The 21,306-nt window shown below is 64.6% G+C and carries 21 protein-coding genes and 1 pseudogene; 6 read left to right on the top strand and 16 right to left on the bottom strand.

The window, feature by feature from the left end; all coding sequences use genetic code 11:
- Positions 1 to 255: pseudogene (locus tag AAIL68_RS15630) on the top strand (IS5/IS1182 family transposase); the annotation flags it as partial.
- A 237-nt stretch (positions 256 to 492) separates the two neighbouring features.
- Here AAIL68_RS15630 and AAIL68_RS15625 read toward each other — a convergent pair.
- From AAIL68_RS15625 to AAIL68_RS15555, 15 genes are all read right to left on the bottom strand, one after another.
- Positions 493 to 954: a hypothetical protein gene (locus AAIL68_RS15625; RefSeq protein ID WP_347140660.1), complete on the bottom strand. Its 462-nt coding sequence runs from the start codon at positions 952 to 954 to the stop codon at positions 493 to 495.
- A gap of 185 nt (positions 955 to 1,139) precedes the next feature.
- Entirely contained in the window at positions 1,140 to 3,077 is a 1,938-nt protein-coding gene (locus AAIL68_RS15620) for a type IV secretory system conjugative DNA transfer family protein (RefSeq protein ID WP_347140659.1), read from the bottom strand.
- Between the two features lie 12 nt (positions 3,078 to 3,089).
- Positions 3,090 to 4,985 (bottom strand): relaxase/mobilization nuclease domain-containing protein, encoded by a 1,896-nt coding sequence (locus AAIL68_RS15615; RefSeq protein ID WP_347140658.1) that lies wholly within the window; start codon positions 4,983 to 4,985, stop codon positions 3,090 to 3,092.
- Positions 4,966 to 5,514, bottom strand: a complete 549-nt coding sequence (locus AAIL68_RS15610; protein WP_347140657.1) for a DNA mobilization endonuclease VirD1/MobC family subunit — start codon at positions 5,512 to 5,514, stop codon at positions 4,966 to 4,968. The genes AAIL68_RS15615 and AAIL68_RS15610 overlap by 20 nt, the downstream gene beginning before the upstream one ends.
- Before the next feature lie 567 nt (positions 5,515 to 6,081).
- Positions 6,082 to 6,363 carry a hypothetical protein gene (locus tag AAIL68_RS15605; protein WP_347140656.1) on the bottom strand — a complete coding sequence of 94 codons (282 nt, stop codon included), beginning with the start codon at positions 6,361 to 6,363 and terminating at the stop codon, positions 6,082 to 6,084.
- Between the two features lie 141 nt (positions 6,364 to 6,504).
- Positions 6,505 to 6,711, bottom strand: coding sequence for a cold-shock protein (locus tag AAIL68_RS15600; protein ID WP_188717038.1), 207 nt, complete (start codon positions 6,709 to 6,711; stop codon positions 6,505 to 6,507).
- 372 nt (positions 6,712 to 7,083) lie between these two features.
- A complete protein-coding gene (locus AAIL68_RS15595) occupies positions 7,084 to 7,326 on the bottom strand; it encodes a hypothetical protein (RefSeq protein WP_347140655.1) in 243 nt (80 codons plus the stop codon).
- Between the two features lie 389 nt (positions 7,327 to 7,715).
- On the bottom strand, positions 7,716 to 8,198 hold the full coding sequence (locus AAIL68_RS15590) for a DUF3768 domain-containing protein (RefSeq protein ID WP_347140654.1): 483 nt from the start codon (positions 8,196 to 8,198) through the stop codon (positions 7,716 to 7,718).
- A 470-nt stretch (positions 8,199 to 8,668) separates the two neighbouring features.
- On the bottom strand, positions 8,669 to 9,604 hold the full coding sequence (locus AAIL68_RS15585) for a DUF2493 domain-containing protein (RefSeq protein ID WP_347140653.1): 936 nt from the start codon (positions 9,602 to 9,604) through the stop codon (positions 8,669 to 8,671).
- Positions 9,605 to 9,934: 330 nt separating this feature from the next.
- Positions 9,935 to 10,978, bottom strand: coding sequence for a toprim domain-containing protein (locus AAIL68_RS15580; RefSeq protein WP_347140652.1), 1,044 nt, complete (start codon positions 10,976 to 10,978; stop codon positions 9,935 to 9,937).
- Between the two features lie 377 nt (positions 10,979 to 11,355).
- Entirely contained in the window at positions 11,356 to 11,583 is a 228-nt protein-coding gene (locus AAIL68_RS15575; protein WP_347140651.1) for a type II toxin-antitoxin system VapB family antitoxin, read from the bottom strand.
- A gap of 310 nt (positions 11,584 to 11,893) precedes the next feature.
- The gene (locus AAIL68_RS15570; protein ID WP_347140650.1) at positions 11,894 to 12,259 is read right to left on the bottom strand and encodes an antirestriction protein; all 366 of its coding nucleotides are present in this window, start codon (positions 12,257 to 12,259) and stop codon (positions 11,894 to 11,896) included.
- 215 nt (positions 12,260 to 12,474) lie between these two features.
- Positions 12,475 to 12,849 carry a hypothetical protein gene (locus AAIL68_RS15565; RefSeq protein ID WP_347140649.1) on the bottom strand — a complete coding sequence of 125 codons (375 nt, stop codon included), beginning with the start codon at positions 12,847 to 12,849 and terminating at the stop codon, positions 12,475 to 12,477.
- Between the two features lie 11 nt (positions 12,850 to 12,860).
- Complete coding sequence (locus tag AAIL68_RS15560) at positions 12,861 to 13,349, bottom strand: DUF6878 family protein (RefSeq protein ID WP_347140648.1); 489 nt, start codon at positions 13,347 to 13,349, stop codon at positions 12,861 to 12,863.
- A 212-nt stretch (positions 13,350 to 13,561) separates the two neighbouring features.
- On the bottom strand, positions 13,562 to 15,769 hold the full coding sequence (locus AAIL68_RS15555; protein ID WP_347140647.1) for a ParB/RepB/Spo0J family partition protein: 2,208 nt from the start codon (positions 15,767 to 15,769) through the stop codon (positions 13,562 to 13,564).
- A gap of 354 nt (positions 15,770 to 16,123) precedes the next feature.
- Between AAIL68_RS15555 and AAIL68_RS15550 the strand changes: the two genes are divergently transcribed.
- Both AAIL68_RS15550 and AAIL68_RS15545 read left to right on the top strand, forming a co-directional pair.
- Entirely contained in the window at positions 16,124 to 16,768 is a 645-nt protein-coding gene (locus AAIL68_RS15550) for a hypothetical protein (RefSeq protein WP_347140646.1), read from the top strand.
- The gene (locus tag AAIL68_RS15545; RefSeq protein ID WP_347140645.1) at positions 16,768 to 17,211 is read left to right on the top strand and encodes a hypothetical protein; all 444 of its coding nucleotides are present in this window, start codon (positions 16,768 to 16,770) and stop codon (positions 17,209 to 17,211) included. Before AAIL68_RS15550 ends, AAIL68_RS15545 begins: the two co-directional genes overlap by 1 nt.
- Before the next feature lie 289 nt (positions 17,212 to 17,500).
- Here the strand turns inward: AAIL68_RS15545 and AAIL68_RS15540 are convergent, their stop codons facing one another.
- Positions 17,501 to 18,502: a zincin-like metallopeptidase domain-containing protein gene (locus AAIL68_RS15540; protein ID WP_347140644.1), complete on the bottom strand. Its 1,002-nt coding sequence runs from the start codon at positions 18,500 to 18,502 to the stop codon at positions 17,501 to 17,503.
- Between the two features lie 634 nt (positions 18,503 to 19,136).
- Here AAIL68_RS15540 and AAIL68_RS15535 point away from each other — a divergent pair.
- The 3 genes from AAIL68_RS15535 to AAIL68_RS15525 form a co-directional block, all read left to right on the top strand.
- On the top strand, positions 19,137 to 19,868 hold the full coding sequence (locus AAIL68_RS15535) for a hypothetical protein (RefSeq protein ID WP_188717014.1): 732 nt from the start codon (positions 19,137 to 19,139) through the stop codon (positions 19,866 to 19,868).
- Between the two features lie 110 nt (positions 19,869 to 19,978).
- Positions 19,979 to 20,392: a hypothetical protein gene (locus AAIL68_RS15530; RefSeq protein WP_188717013.1), complete on the top strand. Its 414-nt coding sequence runs from the start codon at positions 19,979 to 19,981 to the stop codon at positions 20,390 to 20,392.
- A 69-nt stretch (positions 20,393 to 20,461) separates the two neighbouring features.
- On the top strand, positions 20,462 to 21,306 hold an 845-nt coding region (locus AAIL68_RS15525), incomplete at its 3' end, for an IS256 family transposase (protein WP_347140643.1).

Raw genomic sequence — 21,306 nt, 5'->3', positions numbered from 1 at the left:
CTCCTGGCACGGCTCCTCCGGAGGCGAAGCGCCATCGAGCCTGAGATCGGCCACATGAAGAGCGACGGTCGCTTGGCCAGATGCCCGCTGAAAGGCCGCATCGGCGACGCGGTCTTCGCCGTCCTCTGCGCCTGCGGCCACAATATCCGCAAGATCCTCGCCCATCTCAGGGCTCTTTGGACTCTATTGCTTCACCTGATCACGGCGATCATCCGGGGCGAAAGGACCCATCACCGCCATGCAGTGGCCGCCTGAGGAGTTGTTCAGAGCCGACTCATTAGACTGTCGCGCTGAAATTTCCCCTGATGTGGTCCAAGCAGTCGGTGATTGAGCACCACGCAGTCCGAGCTGGTCAAAGATCCTGCACGGGCGCGTGATGGCATTGGATACGCAGTCGATCCCCACACCGCTCAGACCCGCATGACCGAAATCCGACCGACGGGCAGTCTGCTCCCAAACGTCCATGAATTTCGTACAACAGTCTCGGCAGGATCACTCGATGGACGAACTCCGAGAGGACCACAGGGGCTCGTCGGGGGCGCAGCCCAGCCGGGTCAGTGCGTCGACATACTGTTCCGCCTTCTTGCCATCTTCCTGCGACGCCTTGCCTGACTGAGTCATTGCAAGATTGTCGCGAAGATCGGCAATCTTTACAGGGCGGCTGATGGGATGGGCGGCGGCGCGGTCAACAAACCCAGAATAGGTTTCATTTTCCCTGCGCGTCATTGCGTCGACGGCTGCGACCAACTGGTCTTCGAGGCCTTCCTCACGCAAGGCATCGAGCGTCCAATCACTTTTCTCGACCACGTCGTGCAGCACGGCGACGATCCGTTCGTCTGAACCGGAGCAGGCAAGCATGACGCGCAGCGGATGCAAAATGAATGGCTCACCCGCTTTGTTCTTCTGTCCGTGGTGGGCGGTTGCGGCAATTTGCAGTGCGCGTTCCAGGTCCATTTCGGATACACCTTCCTGTGGCTCTGAGGAAAAGGCCGGATCGACCCGATCTCAACGCCTTCCGCCGCCGACGGTTGCTGCCTTTGGAGCACCATATCACTTGCGTCGAGAGGGGTGCTGCGTTCGGCCCAACCAATCTGCTGTAGAAAGTCTGCCAACAAGGATGCCCACATCCCGCCTCACCGTCATGACGCCGCAGCCGGGACATCACCCTTCCGCTTCTTGCCCTGCAGCCTGGTGTCGAATGTATTCATCCGGGTCATGGCGGCATCAGCGGCAGCCGCAGCCAGGGCCGGATCAGCCTCCTCGCCGGCAGCCTCACGCGCTCCGGCCACGTCCTGTGCCAGGGAGGGCTCCCGATCTTGCTCTCCGCCTGGTGTGGCCTCCCCAGTCAGGGGATAGCTCATCCGGGCCTCGCGCAAGGACGCGACCTCGGCCCGCAGATCGTCCAGTTCGGCCCGGATCGGATCAGGATAAGGGAGCGGTCCCTTCTGCGCGTCGATGATGGTCTTGAACCAGGCGTCCTGCCAGTAGACGATCCGGTCCACCAGGATCGGGTTCTGCCTTTCGGGGATCAGGAGGATCTTGTCGGGATCGAGCCTGCGGACCTCGTCGGGGGTCATCAGCGGGCGTTCCTCGTTGCGCCGCGAGACAGACCGCTTCAGCAAGCCCTGCCCGTCTTGCGAATAGCTGTCGCTGAGCGACAGCCGGGTAGTCTTGCCGAGCGCCTCGGACACCTCGCCGGCGGTCTTCTTCTCGTTGGGTGCAATGTAGAGCTTCATGCCGGCAGCAGACTCGATCGAGAGCCGTTCGTTCTCGGAATAGATTGTTTCCAGACCTGGCACCGACTGGGTGATGATCGACACGCGCACGCCGTGACCGGCCAGTTGCTTCAGCGACTGGACGATGATCGGCATGGGGCCAAGCTGATCGAACTCGTCAAGGATGATCTGTACAGGCCAGGGCTCGGTTGTCGGATCGGGGATGTGCGCGCGCATGGTGGCGATCAACTCTCCGAACATCAGCCGCAGAAGCGGGGAAAGCGTCGGAATATCGTCGGAGTTGGCAACGACATAGACCGCATGCGGGCGCCGCCGAATGTCGCCCCAGGAAAAGTCGTTGGCGCTCGTGATCTTGTCGATCCGGGGGTTGAGCCACAGCCCAAGGCCCGAGCCGTCAAGAACCGAGGCGTAGGACGAGAGCGTCCGATCGGAATGGCCCGAGAAGTTGCGAAAGATCGTTGCTGTCTGGGCGTGGCGCGCCTCGGCTGCCAGGGCCGCGTAGGCTGCCTCCTTGTTGCCAGTATCAAAGAGGATGCGGGCAATGGCGCCAAGCGTCGGCGTGCCGCGCTCGATGGCCAGCATGCCGCCGGCCACGAAGAGCTGGCGCGCGCCCACGATGAAGTCCGAGGCGCCGCCCTTCTCGTTCTTCGGGATCAGGAAATAGCTGGCGAGCTTTGAGAGCTCGGTGAACCGCTGGTCGGTATCCGCAATCCTGCTGATCCGCTCAAGCGGGTTGTAGCGATGCGACGGGTGCTGGAAGTCAAACGGCGCGATGCGGAACACCTGGTCGCCCTGCGCCTGGCGGTGCCGGGCCGTGGCCTCGAAGATATCGCCTTTCACATCCATCACCACGCAGGAGCCGGGAAAGAGCAGCGTGTTCGGCATCACGTATCCCACCCCCTTGCCCGAGCGGGTGGGCGCGGCCACCAGGGCATGGGGGAAGCGGTCGTAGCTGCCGCAGACAAAGCGGCCCTTTCTGTGCGGCTTGCCGAACTTGCCGAACACCAGCCCTGCCCCTACGGGCTGCAGGAGCCCGTTGCGCCGGATCTCGCGCCGGGTCTGGAAATGCGCTGTGCCATAGGTGGTCAGCCGATGGGTCAGGGTGAACGCCACGGCCAGCAGGGACAAAAGCACGGCACCTGCCAGAACGATCCCATAGGCCGAGCGCCAGGGATCCTGCCCGGCCATTCGCAGGCCGGGAAAGTCCGTGATCAGCACGAACGGGTGGCCGGCGTTCATGTTAGCGCCGAGCTGCCAGTGCAGCCACAGGCCGCCGATCATCAGCCCGACCAGGGCTCCGGCGACCAGCCCGGCCGGGATGGCAACGATCATCCGGTTCATGGCCTGCCTCCCTCAGAGGTCCAGATCGTGATCCTTGCGACGCAACTCATGCTGCGGTCTCTCGTGCTGGTGCTCGCGCGCGAGCAGGCGTTCCCGGGCGAGCTCCGCCTGCCGCCGGCTCAGACCCAGGCTTTCGTGGCTGTCAGCGGCCGCTACCAGGGCGCGGGCAATCTCGCGCCGCTGGCGGGCCTCAGGGAAGTCGGAGGCCAGAGCCGAGGTATCGCCAACCGCAATCTGCTCCATCACCCTCTCGCCGTAGCGCTCCTTCAGGTCGGCGGCAAAGCGTTCAGCGTGATCCTCCCGCTCGAATTCCACTCGACGGTGCTGGTGATGCACCCGGGCCAGTGTCTCGAGCGTCCTGACCAGGCGATCGCTCTCGTGGCTGTGGACCATCTCGCGGGCGTGTTCGACGCCCAGGGCGTGGTTCAGCACCTTGGCGACGGTGGCATAGAACCGGTCCACCATCTCGGCCGCCTGCTGGCGCTGATCGTCTTGGTCCAGATCGAGGCCCTGGGCCTTGGAGACGGCCTTGAGGTCTGCCTTGACCCATTCCCGCTCCTGCCAGGCATTCGCCGCCGGATGCTCGAGCCGCCGCTCCATCACTGGCCGCTCGATGCCGATGGCTTCGGCCGCGTCCAGAACCCCGGTCCGCACCTCAAGGGCGGCAGTCCGGGACAGGGTCTTCGTGACCGTCCCGCGGGCAATGGCGCTGTCTCCAAGCTCCGTCTGGTAGAGCGCCGAGCGAGGTGCCTGCATCACCAGCTCGGCACCGCGCGCATCGCCCAGATCGCGCAGGATCGCGGTGGTGACCTCCGCCAGCTCGGTGCGCATCTCGCGCCGGTCCTCGGGACCAAGGGTGGCGATCTCACGCTCGGCCCGATCAAGCCAGGTGGCAAACACCCGGTCCAGGCTTCGCCGGGTGTGCGGGACGTCCGTGTTCTGCAAATCCATCATCTCACCCTCCAGGGTTTTCGCACTCAGGATGCCGCCGGTCTCCAGGATCTTGGCCGCCCGCTCCATGCGCAGTTTCACGTCCCCGAGCCGGGCCAAGCTGGCGATCCCGGCCAGCGTCCTGAGCGTGGCGGCGCTGCGCGTGACCACCGCCAGCCCCTCCTCGAGCGCCGGGCCCTGCAACGCCCGCTCGCGCACTGGCCGATGCTCACGCGCCGCCCCCTCGATCTCGGCGCGGGTGGGTCCATAGGTCAGGATGCCCCGCTCGAGGCGTGAGGAGGCGTCGAGCTCCACTCCCATCCCGCCCGCTATCTCGACCAAGCGCTCCTTCATGGTGGCAAGGTTGAAGGCATGATCCTTTGCCATGAAGAACCAGGTGTCCTGCTCGAGCCCGCGGTTGTTCACCACGATATGGACATGGGGATGCGACCGGTCGGTATGCAGCGCCGCCACATAGGCCCATTCATCCTGCACATGGGTGCCTGACTGGAACATCTCGAAGGCCCAGGCCTCCGCGATCCGCAGCGCCTTCCGGGGCGCAAGGTCATAGGGAAAGGAGAGGAGCAGATGCGTGGTATGGCCGTTCTTCGGATCACCCCGCCAGCCGTCCGACCAATCCAGCGTGATGGCCTTGCGCTGATTGGCTGTGAGCACCTGTGCCTCTGGATCAAGCCCGATCGTGTTGCCGAAGAGCGCATGGGATTTGGTGAAGAGATAGCGAAGCTGCGCCTTGAGCCGACCCGGCGTCTGCGTGCCGCCTCGGGCAATCTTCTTCAGCACTGCGGCGTTCGAGCCCTGGCCCACCCGCCACAGATCGCGCGCCCGCGCCGAGAAGGACGACCCCCCGGCCCCCGAGCGGCGCCCCTTTGTCTTGCCGAACCCACTGTCCCGCAGCACCCGGCCGCCGACGCGGCGCAGCCGGATCTCGCCGATCAGATCATCCGCGAGGCTCGCCATGCTCGGCCTCCTGCCATTCCGCAAAGAGCCGGATGCCGCGCCGGCGCTGCTCGTCCACCACCGCCCGCAGATAGGAGCGCATCTCCGGCAAGGTCTGCCGCAAGGCACTGAGTGCCGCCCATTGCTCATGGCTCGGATCGATCCGGCCCTGGCCTGCGGCGAGCGCGATCTTGTTCACGGCGACGCCGATCTCGTGCAGCTCGCCCCGGATTGCCTCGAGGCCGCCCGCCGTTGCCGGATCCGCTTCCAGCATCCCCGAGGCGGCCCGCACCAGGGCCCGCAGCGCGTCCGAGTTCGAACCAAAGCCATGACGCGCCTTCAGCGCCTCGAGCGCCTCTCCCTCGGCGGGTGACAGCCGGGCCGAGACGGACTTGCCCTCCGTCGTGGCGGTCTCCCGGCTGGGGCGGGACTGACCCGGGCTTGTCGATATGGCAGGTTTGGAACGGACGCGCCGCTTTGCGGTCATCCGGCCGTCATCGCCAAGGCGTGGTGTGTCTGCTGGGGTCGGGGTCGTGTCTCGAAGGGCCATCGGGCGCTCCTGTCCACTGCTGTAGACATTTGGCATTTCCTGCCATCCTTACACTCTTTCAGCATGCCATATTTCAGGGGATCTGTCACGGGTTTTGTCCCGCAAAGAGAGGAGATCACACCCGCCCCGTCGGCAAGCGTCTGGCAGCTCCTCAGGAGGTCGTCAGAGGGTTGGGCTTGGTCATCGCAGAGGCCGAACCAAGCGAGTCCCTCTCGGCTTCGCTGCTTGGCGTCACCGCACTGCTCTACCCCGCCAGGTCCCTGCTGAACAGAGGGCTCAGGCGACAGGACACAGCAGGTAAGCCGCAGCCTCCAGGAGCTAATGACAAAAGGCACTGCCCCCCTGCCCGAAAGAACAACTATCCCCTGAGGCCCGACGCAGACATAAAGGTCTTATCAGCCGAGCGGGTGTGTGTGGTTGGTTTCAGAGTGTTCCCGCCCGGCTGAGAGATCCCCATCCCCCCACGAGGCGTGTTGTTGCCGGTGCCGGGGTGGGACAAGATCCTCGGGCCTCCCTTGAAGGGCGGTGATACGCTCAGCGCGGCCTTCCTGTTATAAGGCCATACCCTCAGGTTGCGCTGTCGGATAAGGTGCTGGTCCGGCGAGGCGGTGGTGCCTTTCTGATCCGCGTTCGAATGAAGGGCGCAGCCTGCTTGCCGCCGGGACCCTCAAGTTCCAGGATGAGCGTCTCCAACTCGCCGATCTGCTTTCTGATCCGGTCGATCGTTGCATCGCGTTCCTGGTCGGACAAAGGCAGCCGGCCAATGTTGGCCCGGCACAGCATCACGGCCGTGTTGGCCGCCGACAGGTTGGCCTGCAAGGCGCTGTAGGTGGTGATCCGGTAGCTCATGCCCGATCCTCTTATGCGCTATTTGCATAAGATAGACCCGGTTAAGGAGCGGTTAACAGGACCCGGCGGTGCCGACCGATCTTGTGAAGAGGCCCGCACCCGCAGCACGTTTGCGGCAGGGTGGCGACCACCTTTCTCGTCTCAGATGGCTTGCAGATCGACCGCGCTCGTCTTGCCGTTGCGGCCGGTCTCCAGCTCAAAGGAGACTTTCTGCCCGTCCCGCAGCGTGTCCAGTCCGGCGCGCTGAACGGCCGTGATATGGACAAACACATCCCCGCCCCCGGTCTCCGGCGCAATGAAGCCATAACCCTTATCGGTGTTGAACCACTTGACTGTCCCGCGTGCCATCGTCCCTCTCCGCTGCGCAACAAGACATTGCTTGGCATAGCGCTCAGCCGTGCAGCAAGAGATTTCTGATCGGGGCCGGCAGAGCAAACCTACTGCGGTCACGTCCGGGGTGCGACGGCTCCGCCGGGCCCGGGGGACTGCGCGGGTTGTGCACAGGCGACAGGCGGGACGGGCCTGCCCTATTCTGCGAAGACCCTATCTCCTCACCGTTGGCGCCAAACTTCGGGGCCGGGTCCTGTCGGGGCGTGCCCCTGGACATCTCGTCGGTCGCGTCGTTGTCGCCTTTGCCAGTGCTGACTGCATCGTTAGGGTCATGGCCGAGGTCATGACCAGGGGCCATTGAGTCGCCCTGGCCGTTGTTTCCGACCCTGATCAGGTCGCAGATGGCGTAATGCGGCGAAGGGTTATCTCGCAGCCGCCGCCCTCAATGGCGTGATAGCTCTCGACGACGACCCGTTCGTCGGCACCGTCCAGGGACAGCTGCCCCTCATGAGGCCCGTTGATCTGACCTTCGTCGAGGGTCGTGTCTGCGCTGAACCGGATATAATCGCCGCCGGTTTCGACGGTGCCGCTGATCGGCTCAAGGCCGTCAAGCGAAAGTGTCGCGTCGGTCATGTGCTGCCCTCCCTCAGGGATGAGGAGAAACAACGATCCTTCTGCTCATAAGGGACCAGCAATTGACAAAAAACGAAATACTCGCGGACGTCACGGAACGAGGCGATCTCTGACCTGAAGCCCTCGGCAACATCGGCACCCTGTTCTCACCCCAGGAGTGCTGGGATGACTGTCACGCCGCCGGACCTGTTTCAGGTGGAGCCGAATGGCTTGAGAAGCTCTCGGGACATCGGCAAGACACTGCCCTCAGATCAGGTGCGAGCGGCATCAGGATGCGCCTCAGAGCGGATGCTCGGACGTCGCAGTCCAGCTCTCCTGACGGCTTGGAGTATCGGAAAAGCCTCCTAAGGTGGTCAGGCGGCCCTGCTTTCAGAGCCGCCCATGCCGGATCAGTATTCGTCAGGCAGGCAGACGGTGAGGATGCGGATCGTCTGCTCCGGATCGCTTTCCTGCTCCGGACCCATCAGCCCGTCGGTGTCGTAAAGGTCGATCTTCCAGTAGATGCGCACGGTTTCGTCTCCGTGCGGCACATCCAGCATGCCGAAGCTGCGGACGCCATCGGTGCCATGATCGTCCATAGCGGTCGCGTCGGCGCGCACCCGGTTGAGGGCCGCGTCCACGAAGTCAGGGCCACGGGCGACGATCCCGCGCGTCACGACCACCCTGCCGCGCAGAGTCTCGCCTCGCCACTCGGCCGGTCCCAAGGCGGCCCGGAAGGCGTCGTTCTGCGCCCCGATGATCCGCGCCTCGGCCATGGCAGCTTCGTAGCGGTCGAGATCGAAGACCGGCCCCGCGCAATGGCGGCAAGCGTCTGGACGGATGCCTGCCGTGATCTGGGTGGCCTCGCAGGAGATGCATTGATAGCGCGTCATGAGAAAACCCTCCTTATGATCTGGCGATCCCCTCCCGGCCTTGCCCTTCTTCAAGAATGGGAGCGGACCGGGAAGGCGAGCCGCGCCCCCGGCGCGTCTCACCTTCCTGGGCTGCCTCCCGGCGAGGGCCGGAGGGGGGCCCGGCAACTGCAAAATCAAGCCCCAAGGGTCGGGGGCCCCGTCTGCACAAGCCGCCGTCCGGCGGCGCGGAAGATGGGGGTGCCCCCTTGGGGCGCCGCATTTTGCGGTTGACGGGGGAACCGGCGGTTCCCGTCTTTCTTCCCTTCCGACACCGGTGCGGGCCAGGCGCTATGCTGTCCTGCAGGGGGCGTTCGGCTTGACCGAATCCCCCCTGCACCGCGCTGCAGTTTCCGCCTCGCCCTTTGCCTGACCTTGGCCGGCCAGGCGACAGCTGCCAGCCGTGACGTCCGATGATTGCCTGGTGACGGAAAGATGTGGGAAAGCGGCGCTTACGCGCCGCCCTCGACCCTCATCACCGGGATGCCCAGCTTGCGGGCCTTGTCAGCCAGGTTCTCCTGAATGCCGGTGCCGGGGAAGACCAGGACACCGACCGGCAGGACATCGAGCAGCGCGTCATTGCGCTTGAAGGGCGCGGCCTTGCCGTGCTTCGTCCAGTCGGGACGGAAGGCGATCTGCGGCACCTTGCGGTGATCGGCCCAGCGGGAGGCAATGAGTTCCGCTCCTTTCGGTGAACCGCCATGCAGGAGCACCATGTCGGGGTGCTTGGCATGGACCTGATCGAGCCTGGCCCAGATCAGCCGGTGATCGTTGAAGTCCACCCCGCCGGTCAGGGCCACCTTTGGCCCGGCGGGCAGCATCACCTCGGTCTCGGCCCGGCGCTTGGCGGCCAGGAAGTCGCGGCTGTCGATCATCGCCGCCGTGAGATGGCGATGGCTGACCATCGAGCCCGTGCGTGGCCGCCAGGCACTGCCGGTGTGGTGCTCGAAGGCCTCGGTCGCGAGGTCGCGGAAGAGTTCCATGCCGGCGCGCCGTTCGATCAGGGTCTGCCCTTCGGCCGTAAGGCGCTCGAGCTCAACCGACTTCACCTCGCTGCCGTCCTGCTCGCGCTGCAGCCGGCGCTGCGCCTGTTCGTTGCTGTCGAGTTCGCGCTCGACGCGGGCTGCGGCACGGTGGAAGAGATTGACGATGCCCCAGAGCAGTTCCTCGAGATCGGGCGCGAGCCGGGTGTCACTGAGGCTCGCCACCAGGGCGTCGAAGATGTCGGACACGGCGCTGGAGACGGTATCGGCCTCGGGCAACGGCCGGGGATCGGGCTCGTCCTGAAAGGGGCGCCAGCCGTAAAGCTGGAGTTCGGTCAGGACGTGGTCGGTCTGGGAGGCGGTATGGACCGGCTCGGGGGCCTGGTCGTCGGGATCCTGTGTCATCGCGTTCTCCTTCGATGGGGCGGGGCCCGCGTTTCTCGCGGCCTTCGCGGGCATCGCAGCGCACGGGCGGGCCGGACGGGCAGCCCTCGCGAGCAGCGCGAGGGCCTTGATGGCCAAGGCCGGCTATTTTGCCTCGCGATGCAAAGCGTCCGCAGGACGCGGCGGAAAATAGTCGGCCGCCGCCATTGCCGGGCTGGCCCGGCTGTGCGCCGATTGCCCTCCTCGAAGGCCTGGAACGCGGATCTCCGCGCGTGAAGGAGAGGTGACCGGGACAGGGAGCGACCCGGCCAAGAGACAAAGACTGGCACCGCTGACTCCCCGGGCCTGCCCTCACCCCGGCAGGAAACGGCGCCGGTCGTCGGGATGGAGCACATCCTTCAGCGCCGCGCTCAGCGCAGCAGCGCCACGATGCCGTAGGTCGTCATTGAAGTCGCCCCCCACGGGCACAAGGGCAATCGCCTCGATGCCGAGGCTGGCCGCTCGGGTCAGAAGGTTGTCGCGCGCTCTGTCGCCGGCGGGGTCACGGTCGCACAGGAGATAAAGGCGGCGCAACGTGGCAGGAAAGAGCACGGCGGCAAGATGGGCGGCCGAGAGGGCTGCCAGCATCGGCATGCCAGGCAGCACCTGGCGGGGCGACAGCACGGTCTCGATGCCCTCGCCTACCGCCAGCACGTCTTCTGCCACCCCGAAGCGGACGCCGTGGCCGAGAAGTTCGCCTATTGCCCGGCGCGGCGTGGCGATCGGGGCCTTGCCGGAACCGTCCGGGGCAAGCCAGGTGCGATGCGCGCCGGTCTGGCGGCCGGCCAGATCGGTAACGGCGGCAATCATCGCCGGCCGGGTCTCAGTGGGCGCCTGCCCGTCCGGCCGGTAGTAGCACCGGGGGTGGAAGCGCAGTGCGGCCGTGGAGGAAAGGCAGGTGATTGCCCTGTTGGCCAGATAGGTTGCCGCGAGCGTGCCGCCGATCGGCTCGGCCATGGCGAAGAGCCGCCGTGCCGCCTGCCGCGAGCCGGGTGCCCTGCGGGATGTCCCGCCACCTGCTGTCTGGACCGAGGCCGGATCGGGATGGGGAAGCGCAAGAAACCGGCGTGCCTCGGCGGCCACATCCTTGAAGTCGAGAAGGCCGGCCGCTTCGCGGATGAGGTCGAGCAGATCGCCGTGCTCGCCTGTGGCGGCATCAGACCAGCGGCCCGCGGCACCCCCGCCGGTTTCCGGGCCTGCCAGACGCACGAACATCGAGCGGCCGGGAGTGTTTCTCACATCGCCCACCAGCCAGTAGTTTCCGGCACGATGGCCAGAGGACAGGTAATGGCGGCAGACTGCCTCGGCCTCCCGGCCAAGACGGATCGCCAGATCGGACGCGTCACGATGGGGCATCAGAGGATCTCCTGTGTGCTGGGGTATCTGCCGCCTTGGGGGCGGGCCGCGGACCCTCGGTCGCAGCGTTTTCCCGGGGGCGGAAAGCACGAATTCGCGGCACTCTCTCGACCGCATCGGCTCAACCCTCCTGCCCCGACCCGCCTCTGCCTTTGCCGGCCGTCTCCATCACCGCACCACGGCCGGGCGGCACACCCTCACAGCCTTCCCCGATGGCCATCCCCTGGTCTGCTGGCGGAAGCAGGGTCTTGGGCTTCAAGGGCACAGGTCGGCGACAAGTCCCTGCAGTCATGTGACGAGGCGGCGTCCACCGTGACAGCGGATGCCGCCGGGCGCACAGCGCGCAAGGCGGTCAGACGGAAGCGTTGGTATGACCCTCAGCGCTTTTTTGACGGGTGCACCATGCGCGTCGATTTGCGGCCGTAGTTCTTCACCGTCTCGCGCAGGGTCGCAATCTGGTCATCAATGGTGGGTGTGGACCGCAGACGCTCGATCTCGTTTTGGAGAGCCAGGCGCATGGCTTCCGTCTTGTCGACACCGAGCATGTCCGCCAGGGTTTGCGCCAAGTCATCCAAACGTTCATCGCGGGTTGCGCGTTCTTCCATCGTGGGGTCCGCCTTGCATGCACGGCCATGACCATCCGGTAACCCCAAGGTGGGCTGCTCGGCAAGACAGCACGAGATTGCAGCCAAGCTGCTCGACACGGGCCGTTTTTGGTAGCCACGCGCCTGCTGATCGGACCACCTTCTGCCAAGGATAACGACCTGATGCGCCTCTTCTCCTCGGCCCTAGATCCCGGCGCGTGTCCAGGAGGCAGGCTTCTCTCGCTTGCCGTCTGAGCTGCCCTCCTGCGGCGTCACAGCGAAAGCCAGCATGAAACAAGCGCCCCGCCGAAAGGCAGGGCGCTTGCAGGGATCAGTCGATGGCCCGGAAAATCTCGCGGGCCTCGGGATGATCCGCGGCATGGGCGTAAAGGCGGGCAAAGCCGTCTGAGAGTTCCGGGGCGTCATGGCGGAACGACAGGTGCGAGAAGGCAAAGAGCGTGGCGATGATGCCCGCAGCGTCAGCCGAGACATCGCCTTCATAGCCGTTGCCGTCCCAGACAAGGTGGAAGCGCGGCCTGCAGGTTGGGGAGAGATAAAGGGGCTCGCCTGCCCGCTCAAGGAAGTCCCACATGCCGCCGGTGTAGTCCGTCGGGCTCAGCCTTTCCATGAAGCCGAAGACGGTGTGCTCGCCGACAAGGAGAAGACGGGCACCGAACAGCCGAGGCAGAAAGGCCATGCGGCGCTCCTCGGGAACGGGCATGGCAGAGGAGAATGAGGGTGCAGTGAGGGTCATGGCGGAGATCTCCGGTTATGAGAAACGGGGATGCGCCCGCCCTGTCGCTCTCTAGCCCCGGCAGGCGCAGCCTTCTCCCAGCCTTCCTCTGTCTCTTGCTGCCCGGCTGTCGGCCTGATCGACGCTCTGGCGGTGACCCGCCAGAGAGGCCGCATGCATCAGGATCCTCCGCCTCGTATGGCCAGGGCGGGGTCGACGACCAGGTCGAGCGCCTGGCTCCGTCCCATCCACGGCTGCGGGCGGATCGCCCTGGCCCAGTCGGCGAAGCTCGGAATATGGCCCAGATCCTCGCGGACATGCTGCTCGCCGATCCACCGGGTGGGGATCTGCCGCCCCGAGGCCAGGGTGAGCGTGGTGCCGAACAGCCGTTCCGACATGAAGATGCCCTCGGCATGATGGCGCAGCGCCCGGTGCCGGAAGTCGGCAAGGATCTCCTTGCTGCCATCGAACCAAGCATGGACGGCCAGATAGTCCTCGATGCTGCCGCCCCAGCTGCGGACCGAGGAGAGGGCGTGATGATAGGGATGTGCCATGGTCTCCTCCCTTAGAACAGGTGTCTGTGGGTTTCAGTGGCGGTGTAGCGCTCGCTGTGATCGAGCGTGATCGCCCGGGCTGGCACGTCGAAGACGAACTCGCCAGAGGCGCCGTCGTTGTTCTCCCAGCCGGGATGGCTTTGCTCGAGCAGGTCATAGCAATGCTGCTCGAGAGCGGCCCCGATCTCCACTTGGGCGGTGGACACATCGTCCGAGTTCCAGGTGGCGGACGCCAGCGAAACCTGCCCCTGGGGAAGATCGACAATGATTTCGCCGCACTGTGCGGTGACATCCTCGATCTGGCCGCTGTCGCCGTAGCCGTCGAAGGTCACCGTGACGGTGGTGATCCCGGCGGCCTCCAGGGCATCGAAGAGCGCGGCCTTGTTGGCCGGGCGCAGCGCGGCTGCGCGTTGTTGATGAGCATCGTGTTCGGCAAGAACACGGGCGATGCTTGCAGCAAGGTCGGGGTCCGGCTTGCCGGCATGTTCGGGATCGGTCATGGAAAGGTCCTCCGGGAGAGCGGGATGACAGAAACGGCGCGGCGCGGCTCTCCCTCCTCAAGCCGGGCTTGTCCCCTCCCCCACCTGGCTCTGCCTCTTGGTAAGGGAGGGCGGTGTTCACGGCCCCTGCCTCAGGTCAGCGCGACACGACCAAGCCGTCGTGGACCGGGAGAGCGGGAGACGGGGCGGCTATGCCGCCCCGGCTCCCATCCTCACTCGGCGGCCATGCCTTGCGGATTGGCCTCCTCCACGCGGGCAGTGCCGTCTTCCCCTGCTCCGGACGGAGGCTCCCGTGCGGGATCGTCCGTATCGTCTGGTTCCGCGTTATTGGCCTCACCGGTCGGGTCGGTCGGCAGGGAAGCAGATCCGGCATTCTCGTCGCTGGTTGCCCCGCTTTCGGCAATCCGCAGCCGCAGCGGCTCGGGCAGCCAGCCGGTCTCCGCCAGCAGCCGCTCGGCTTCCCGCGCCATGTCGGGTTTCTTCAGGTGATCGATGCGCTGCGCCGCTGCCTCCCCTGCGCCTTCGCGCACTGCCGCAAGGATGCGCGGCTTGGTCACCCGGCCAAGATAGCTCTCGACCGTGGGCCGCCAGCCCGCCTCCACGAGATCGAGCTCTGTTGCCCGGGCCAGCCGGTCGGCCTCGCGGAGGCGCCGCTCGAGACCCTGCTGACTGACACCCGTGCCGCCGCTGAAGCCGGGCCGCTCGACAAGCGCATTGACCCCGAAGCTGACGCAGTGGGCCAGCAGAGCCAGTCGGCTTGCATCGTCGAGGTCGTTGAGCCAAGTCCAAAGCCGGTCGTCATCCTCGGCATCGGGCAGGTCTGCCTGCCATGCCGCATGGCGCGCAGCGATCTGTTGCGCGGGCAGGCTGTCAGCCAGACCCGGGGCCTGCACGGGAAAGCAGACGGTCCGGACAAAGGCCTCCAGGGCCGCGCCGCAGTCGCGGCTGCCAAAGCAGTCCAGCACCAGCCGGTGCAGAAGGGCTGTCAGCGCGACATGCGGGTGCGCGGCCAGGGCGTCGCGCAACGCCAAGGTGCGATATGCGGTCAGCTCGACCACCAGGCTCTCGGGCAGGGGCTTGAGGGTGTCGGTCTCCTCGGCACTTTCCTCGCCGGTGCCTGGCTCACCCGTCATCGTGATGGGGACAGGTTGCCCCATGTCCTTGGGCGTGACGCCACCTTTCATATCAGGCGTACCCGCGGGCACGTCGTCGTCACCCCCCTGCCCGTCCTCATCGTCTGGCCGGACATGGCCACGATCGACCATCAACCTGCCGTCGGCGCCTATGCTGACAAATACCCCGGCGCGCGCCATCTGCTCGGGCGAGAAGACCATTGGCCTGTGCTCATAAGCCTCGAGCGCCGCCTCGATCTCTCCCAGCCGCCGGTCCACATCTTCGGGCAGTTCCTCGGCTTCCGCATGCTCGGCCTCGAGCAGGTCGTATTCGTCACGCAAAGCCTCGCGGGTGGCACGCTCCTCGTCGGTCAGGTCGATGGTGGTGCCGGCGATCTGCCGAAGCCCGCGCTCGTGGCCATAGGGTAAGCTCACGGCTACCTCGACCCAGGCCCAGCCTTCCGCGGCAATCCCGTTGGCCTCACACTTCAGCTTCTCCGCGACCAGCCGGTCGAGCAGGGCCACGTCCTGCAGCCAGCCGCCATCGTCGGTCTCGAAGAGATCGCGCAACACGATGCCGCCCGCCGCCTCGTAGGCGGGAATGCCCACGAAGAGCGCGCGCCGGTCGGACGCGCGCACCGTGGTCTCGGTCAGCATCCGGCGGATGGTGTAGGGCTCCTTCGACCAGCTGTCCCTGACCACCTGCCAGACCTGCTCCTGGCGCGCATGGTCGTCGGTCACGGTAAAGGCCATCAACTGCTCGAGCGTCATCGCGTCCTCGGCGTAGACCTCGAGCAGCGCGGGCGAGACAGAGGCCAGCCGCAGGCGCTGCTTGACGACCTTGGCATCGACGAGAAAGGCCGCGGCGATGGCCTCTTCGGTCATGCCGGTCTCCCGCAGGGTCTGGAAGGCGCGGAACTGATCGAGCGGATGGAGGGGCGCCCGCTCGATGTTCTCGGCCAAGGACAGCTCGGCCACCAGCACGTCACTCTCGCCCCCGGTGTCCGAAACGATGCAGGGTACGGGCGCGGTCTTCGCCAGGCGCTTCTGCTTGACCAGCAGTTCAAGCGCCCGGAAGCGTCGGCCGCCGGCAGGCACCTCGTAGAGGCCGGTCTCCGCGCCGCCCTCGTCCAGGACGGGACGCACGTGGAGGGACTGGATCAGGCCGCGCCGGGCAATGGATGCGGCAAGCTCCTCGACCGAGACGCCGGCCTTGATACGCCGGACATTGGACTGGCTGAGGACCAGCTTGTCGAAGGGAATGTCGCGCGCGGACGCGAGGGTGATGGGGGATATGGCTTTGGCCATGGCAGTAATCTCCGCGACGGGCGCCGGGAGCCTCTCTCCCTGGCATCCAACCCGTCACGATCCCCCAGCCCTCCTCTGGCTCTCTGCAGGCCGCCTCTGGGGCGCGGCCGGGATCACAGCATCTCGCTAAGGTCGATACATGTCGAACACTGGTGGCTTTATCGTAGGCGGCAAGGTCTTCTGCCTTCCCGCCCCCAAAGCCCTTCATCCAAATCATGTCATGGATAATCGTCTTGAGGACGCTCGGAGGGGAGCTTGCTTCGGACCCCAAACCGGTAGACCAATGCGAGGCAACTGATCGACGACCGACCGCCCCGGGGCGGTTACCCTTGTGTGTGCATGTTCGGGACAACCATGATGAAGACTGCCGCGGGTCCAAGCGAGAACGCCGTAAAGGCCTTGCTTGCCAAGCACGCCTGCCCTGTGCCGTTTCACGAGGTGCGCACACGGTTTCTGGGCAATATCGCCACTCCGACGATGTCGGTTTCGCCCTTGCAGATCATCAAGGACCTGTGGGGTGGCGAACTCCCGGCCGTTGACAGCATCGATGACCTCAACGACCTGCTCGAGGCCCTGGTGCAGGGGCTGTGGAACGGGTTGACCCTGCACCAGAAGCGCAGCCAGCCCTTCCGGCTCACCCGGATGTCGACGGACGCCACCGCTGCACATCTCGCCCGATACGCCCGCGTCCGCTTCGAGGAACTGGATGGCTTCATGACAGGGCTCTTCAACGGGCAGGAGATCATCGATTTGCCCGAGCGGGCGCACGAGGCCGTCGGCCACATCAAGGAGCTGCGGGCCATGATGACCGGCATCTGCGACCTCGCCGCGCGCGAGCCCAGACCCGATGACCCCGAGCAGCTTGAGACCACCTTCAAGCATTTGCGCGAACTGACCCGGATCATGGAAACCGAAATCCACGAGGCCGTGCTGTCCTGCGCCCGGGCCCGGCGCCAGATGCTCGAGAGCGCGCCTTCCGCCCGGTCGACGATCCACTGATGGTCCTGTCCTCCGAGGAACGCCTTCGCGAAAAGCTGCGCAAGATCGAGGCGCTCTATGCCGGTGCTGCGACAGCCGGGGAAAAAACCGCAGCAGGTGCCGCGGCAGAGCGCATTCGGCGCCAGTTCGAGGCCATCAGCAGGACGGAACAGGCTGAGGAGTTCAAGTTCTCGATCACCGATCCCTGGTCACGTCAGCTCTTCATCGCCCTGTGCCGGCGCTACGGCATGAAGCCGTTCCGCTATCCGCGCATGCACCGCCAGACCGTCATGGTCCGCGCCCCGGCCAGTTTCGTCCACGTGACGCTATGGCCGGAATTCGAGGAGCTCAGCCGCGCCCTGACGTCCCACCTCAACGACATCACCAGGAAGATCATTCGCGAGGAAGTGCACGAAGCCACCCAGGACGCGGACGAGATCAGCGAGCCGCGTCAGCTGCGCTGAGATGTTTTCGGCCGTACCTCTGAAGCAGGCCCACGCGGCGACCGGGAGAAGACAGCTCGACGCCCTCACCCGGCGCGTCCCCGGCCATGCAGATGGACGGCTGCAGGTCTCCTGACGGAAGCCGGCGCGAGGCCGGGCGGCTGTAAACCGTGCTCAGGCAAGACATGTCGAACCGGGGGGCGGTTGTGACACCGGCCGCTGGATGACCCCCGTCCCACAGGCTGAGTTGGACCGATATCGCCGTGGCCGGACGGGGGTGATCCTCCGGCACGTCCAGGCGCACACCTTGCTACACCGTGCCGGTGAAAACAGGAGAACCAGGATAGTCCGCCTCTGTTTCATCAGGTGCGCCGGAAGACGGAGGGGAAGGCTGCTGCGCGTGCATCCAGTCGGCGGCCTGCTGGGCCTTGGCCGCGGCGGTGAACAGGGCGCGGGGGTCGTTCCTCAAGACCTCGAGCCAGGAGGCAAGGTAGGCGGCATGATCGGGACGCGGATGGTGGGCAATGCCGAGATCGGCAAGCACGAGGCCACTGAGGATCTCCACGCAGCATTCTTCCGCCGCGTAAGCAACTGAGCCGAACCGGCCCGACAGATCGCGGTCAAGCCTGTGCTTTGCCCCGGAGGCGTGACCGTGCTCATGCAGCCAGACACCGTAGAACGACGGGGCGTCCCGGAACGATCCGAAGTCCGGCATGACCACCGTATCCGACGAGGGACGATAAAAGGCGTCCGTCCCTCCGAACACGGTTGTGATCCCCAGGTTGGCGACAAAAGCCTCCGCCTGCGCCAAACGCTCGTTCTCCGACAGCAGGTGTGTCGGAGGGCGCTCGTACCCGTCCACCTGGTCGACATTGAACACGGAAAAGGCGCCGGCAAACATTCGGGCGTGGCGCATGTCGTCCTTGTCGGTATCCCCGGCCTTGTCGAACGAGGACACCTGCTTCCACAAGACGATGGTGGTTGAGCGCTCGCCCTTGCGCACCTGCGCCCCGGCCTCTTGCCACTGCCGATAGGTGCCCCAAAGACCATCGTTGTAACCGGAGGCCATGGCGGCGGCCCATAGCGCAACGGTGTTGATGCCCCGGTAACGCCTGCCAGATGCCACGTTGGTCGGCCGGGCGGCACAGCTTCCGTTGTGAAACCACGGTGCATGCCACTCCCCTGCCCCGTGTTCGATTGCCGCAATGATGGCGGCCGTGACGCGCGCGTAGGTGTCGGCCCGCGAACCGGCAGCATCGCCATCGCGTGCAGAATGCGTCAGCCGGTCGGCACCCTTGTTGTGTCTGGTCATCGCAATATCCTCCGCGACGGGGCGCCGGAGGCCTTTCCTCCCGTCTTCATCCCGTCACGCAGGGACCAGCCAAGCTTTGCCTCTAGAAACCCGAGGGATCCCTTGGGGTCGTCCACGAGCGCCGTAGCAAACGTTACAGTCAAAGCCTGATCTGCAGCCCACCCCGCGCAGTGGTTCAATCATGATTGGAGAACAGAAGTCCCTTCAACCACACCCTACCGACGTAAAGGGCGGGAAGCGGCCTGACGGCAGTGCAGCAGGACTTCTGTACGTCCTGACAGAGCAGTCACTCGGTGGCCATTTCTAGCGATACCATCATAATTTGCCCGTCGCTAAGCATTCTGCGCCTTGAGATTTCCGTGCCGCGGGGAGGAACCGCTTCTGCAGGTGAAGCGTCGATCCGGACATCCACCGCAAGATGGACCCTCTGCCTTGCCAAGCTCCGCGATGCAGCCTTCCGGAACCGCCCTCCATTGCAGAGTGGGCCCAGTGCGTCGGCCGCGTGAAGATTCTGAAGGGTGGCGGAAAGGTTAGCTGCAGTCGGGATCTACAGGCAAAGCGGTGAGCAGAGGAGTAACAATCTGTCATTTACCCGGATCAGATATACATCTACGATCTGGGTTGGAGAACGACCATGACCGACAAGGCGCATTACACATTCAAGATCGAGGGCTTCACGCCCGAAACGATGCCCTTCGGGCGTCTGATCGACTACTATGCGCAGCTTAAGCAAATGCTAGGCCTTACGGAGCATTTGCATCTGGTCAATGTTTTTAAGAGCAGCCATGCAACTTGCCTCGCAGTCGACGCTGAGGCCCGGAAGCATGTCGAGGAACGTCTACTCGAGATCAAGGACGGCAGCGCACCGAAGAATGCATTGCGTGCTCGGGATCAAATCAATTTCATGCTGCAAGAGGACGGCACTAGCGCCGAATTCTTTGGCCCAGATAGAACCAACGTAATCCCGTTCCCTGGAACAAGGGCGGATGACGATGTAATTTATAGCATCTGTGACCAAGCTGTCTTCTCCGGCGAACTCTACCATATCGCTGTATCCAAGAATGACGTGAAGCTGCGAGTCGCAACGGACGCATTCGGGGTTGTTTATTGTGTAGCTCCCCGGAAGATGGGCATTACACTGCGAGAGTTTCTCGACGAACAAATTCAAATCACAGGACGCGGGACTTGGAAGCGGACGACTGATGGAGCTTGGACTGTCAATGACGTGACGATCATAGACTTCCAACCGATCGAAAAAAGCTTCCGCGAGACCGTCGACAGGCTACGAGCACTTGATATCGACTGGCCAGAAGATGTCTTGGGCGAAATCGATAGGATCGAGGAACGAGGCGGCCAGTTTCATTGATAGTTGCGCTAGATAATACATTCCTAACGCTTATTCTGAATCAGAATTCTCAACCACGGCGGGGACCAACCGGGCAGCCGACCGAGTTCTGGAGAGAGCGCGTCGAAGCCATGATCGATGAGCATTCGGCAAACGGGGACACGATCTTGATACCGACACCATGCTTGGCAGAGGTCCTCATGGCAGTTCCGAGTGTCGCCAAAGCGATCGAGGTGATCAGAGCATCAACCTCAATGCAGATTGCATCTTTCGACGCTAAAGCGGCAGTCGAGCTAGGAATTGAGAACGCGAAAGCCCGCAAATCTGGCGATAAGAAGAGCGGCAGCACTGCTGACTGGCAAAAGGTCAAGTTCGACCGCCAGGTATCGATCATCGCCAAGACTTCGGGTGCTAAAATTTTCTACACAGACGACAACGACCAAACGTATTTCTCGAAGCTAATCGGCCTAAAGGTTATCCATACCTGGGAGCTTCCGCTGCCCCCAAAGATCGCGCAGCCGAATTTCCTCGACGATCACGACTAGGCCAGATGAGAGTGTCCGATCTTTTGTGTATGAGTGATCCGGTCCATGCTTCACCGAAAGGAAGCATGCATGACGATCTCCAAGGAACTTCTGGATGAACTGCTGAAGGGTGTTGAGCGCCCTGAGGATCTGCTCGGCGATGCCGGGCTGATGAAGGAACTGAAGATCCGGCTCATGGAGCGGATGCTGGGCGCGGAGCTGACCGCGCATCTGGGCTATGAGGAAGGCAAGGAAGCACCTCCGGGCCAGGCGAACCGGCGCAACGGCTCGTCGACAAAGGTGCTGAAGGGCCAGGACGGCGAACTGCCGGTAGCCGTGCCCCGCGACCGCGACAGCAGCTTCGAGCCGGAGCTGGTGAAGAAGGGCCAGACCCGCATTGATGGCATGGATGACAAGATTATCGGGCTCTATGCCGCCGGGCTGACGGTGCGCGACATCCAGGCGCATCTGCTCGACCTTTATGGCCTGAAGGTCTCACCCGACCTGATCAGCCGCGTCACTGACGCGGTTCTGGACGAGGTTCGGGAATGGCAAAGCCGGGCACTGGACCGGATGTATCCGATCGTGATCTTTGATGCACTGCGGGTGAAGATCCGCGATGCCGACAGCCGCACCGTCAAGAACAAGGCTGTCTACATCGCCCTTGGCGTGACCCGTGACGGCCTGCGCGAGGTCCTAGGCCTGTGGATCGCCGAAAATGAAGGCGCCAAGTTCTGGCTGGCGGTGATGAACGAGCTGAAGAACCGGGGTGTTCAGGACATCCTTATCGGGGTCGTGGACGGGCTGAAGGGCTTTCCTGAGGCGATCACTGCCGCCTTTCCGGACGCCCTGGTCCAGACCTGCCCTCGCCATGGTCACTCGGACCAGTGGCGTTCCCATGGCTCGATGCATCTGGTCCGCCATAGCCTGAGCTT

The sequence above is a fragment of the Paracoccus sp. SSK6 genome, from assembly GCF_039770665.1.
Lineage (GTDB): Bacteria > Pseudomonadota > Alphaproteobacteria > Rhodobacterales > Rhodobacteraceae > Paracoccus.
This window is presented reverse-complemented; position numbering and strand designations above follow the sequence as displayed.

Coding starts and splice junctions, on each gene's coding strand:
- AAIL68_RS15625 (WP_347140660.1), bottom strand. CDS start 954: ATGGACCTGGAACGCGCACTGCAAATTGCCGCAACCGCCCACCACGGA.
- AAIL68_RS15620 (WP_347140659.1), bottom strand. CDS start 3,077: ATGAACCGGATGATCGTTGCCATCCCGGCCGGGCTGGTCGCCGGAGCC.
- AAIL68_RS15615 (WP_347140658.1), bottom strand. CDS start 4,985: ATGGCGAGCCTCGCGGATGATCTGATCGGCGAGATCCGGCTGCGCCGC.
- AAIL68_RS15610 (WP_347140657.1), bottom strand. CDS start 5,514: ATGGCCCTTCGAGACACGACCCCGACCCCAGCAGACACACCACGCCTT.
- AAIL68_RS15605 (WP_347140656.1), bottom strand. CDS start 6,363: ATGAGCTACCGGATCACCACCTACAGCGCCTTGCAGGCCAACCTGTCG.
- AAIL68_RS15600 (WP_188717038.1), bottom strand. CDS start 6,711: ATGGCACGCGGGACAGTCAAGTGGTTCAACACCGATAAGGGTTATGGC.
- AAIL68_RS15595 (WP_347140655.1), bottom strand. CDS start 7,326: ATGACCGACGCGACACTTTCGCTTGACGGCCTTGAGCCGATCAGCGGC.
- AAIL68_RS15590 (WP_347140654.1), bottom strand. CDS start 8,198: ATGACGCGCTATCAATGCATCTCCTGCGAGGCCACCCAGATCACGGCA.
- AAIL68_RS15585 (WP_347140653.1), bottom strand. CDS start 9,604: ATGACACAGGATCCCGACGACCAGGCCCCCGAGCCGGTCCATACCGCC.
- AAIL68_RS15580 (WP_347140652.1), bottom strand. CDS start 10,978: ATGCCCCATCGTGACGCGTCCGATCTGGCGATCCGTCTTGGCCGGGAG.
- AAIL68_RS15575 (WP_347140651.1), bottom strand. CDS start 11,583: ATGGAAGAACGCGCAACCCGCGATGAACGTTTGGATGACTTGGCGCAA.
- AAIL68_RS15570 (WP_347140650.1), bottom strand. CDS start 12,259: ATGGCCTTTCTGCCTCGGCTGTTCGGTGCCCGTCTTCTCCTTGTCGGC.
- AAIL68_RS15565 (WP_347140649.1), bottom strand. CDS start 12,849: ATGGCACATCCCTATCATCACGCCCTCTCCTCGGTCCGCAGCTGGGGC.
- AAIL68_RS15560 (WP_347140648.1), bottom strand. CDS start 13,349: ATGACCGATCCCGAACATGCCGGCAAGCCGGACCCCGACCTTGCTGCA.
- AAIL68_RS15555 (WP_347140647.1), bottom strand. CDS start 15,769: ATGGCCAAAGCCATATCCCCCATCACCCTCGCGTCCGCGCGCGACATT.
- AAIL68_RS15550 (WP_347140646.1), top strand. CDS start 16,124: ATGATGAAGACTGCCGCGGGTCCAAGCGAGAACGCCGTAAAGGCCTTG.
- AAIL68_RS15545 (WP_347140645.1), top strand. CDS start 16,768: ATGGTCCTGTCCTCCGAGGAACGCCTTCGCGAAAAGCTGCGCAAGATC.
- AAIL68_RS15540 (WP_347140644.1), bottom strand. CDS start 18,502: ATGACCAGACACAACAAGGGTGCCGACCGGCTGACGCATTCTGCACGC.
- AAIL68_RS15535 (WP_188717014.1), top strand. CDS start 19,137: ATGACCGACAAGGCGCATTACACATTCAAGATCGAGGGCTTCACGCCC.
- AAIL68_RS15530 (WP_188717013.1), top strand. CDS start 19,979: ATGATCGATGAGCATTCGGCAAACGGGGACACGATCTTGATACCGACA.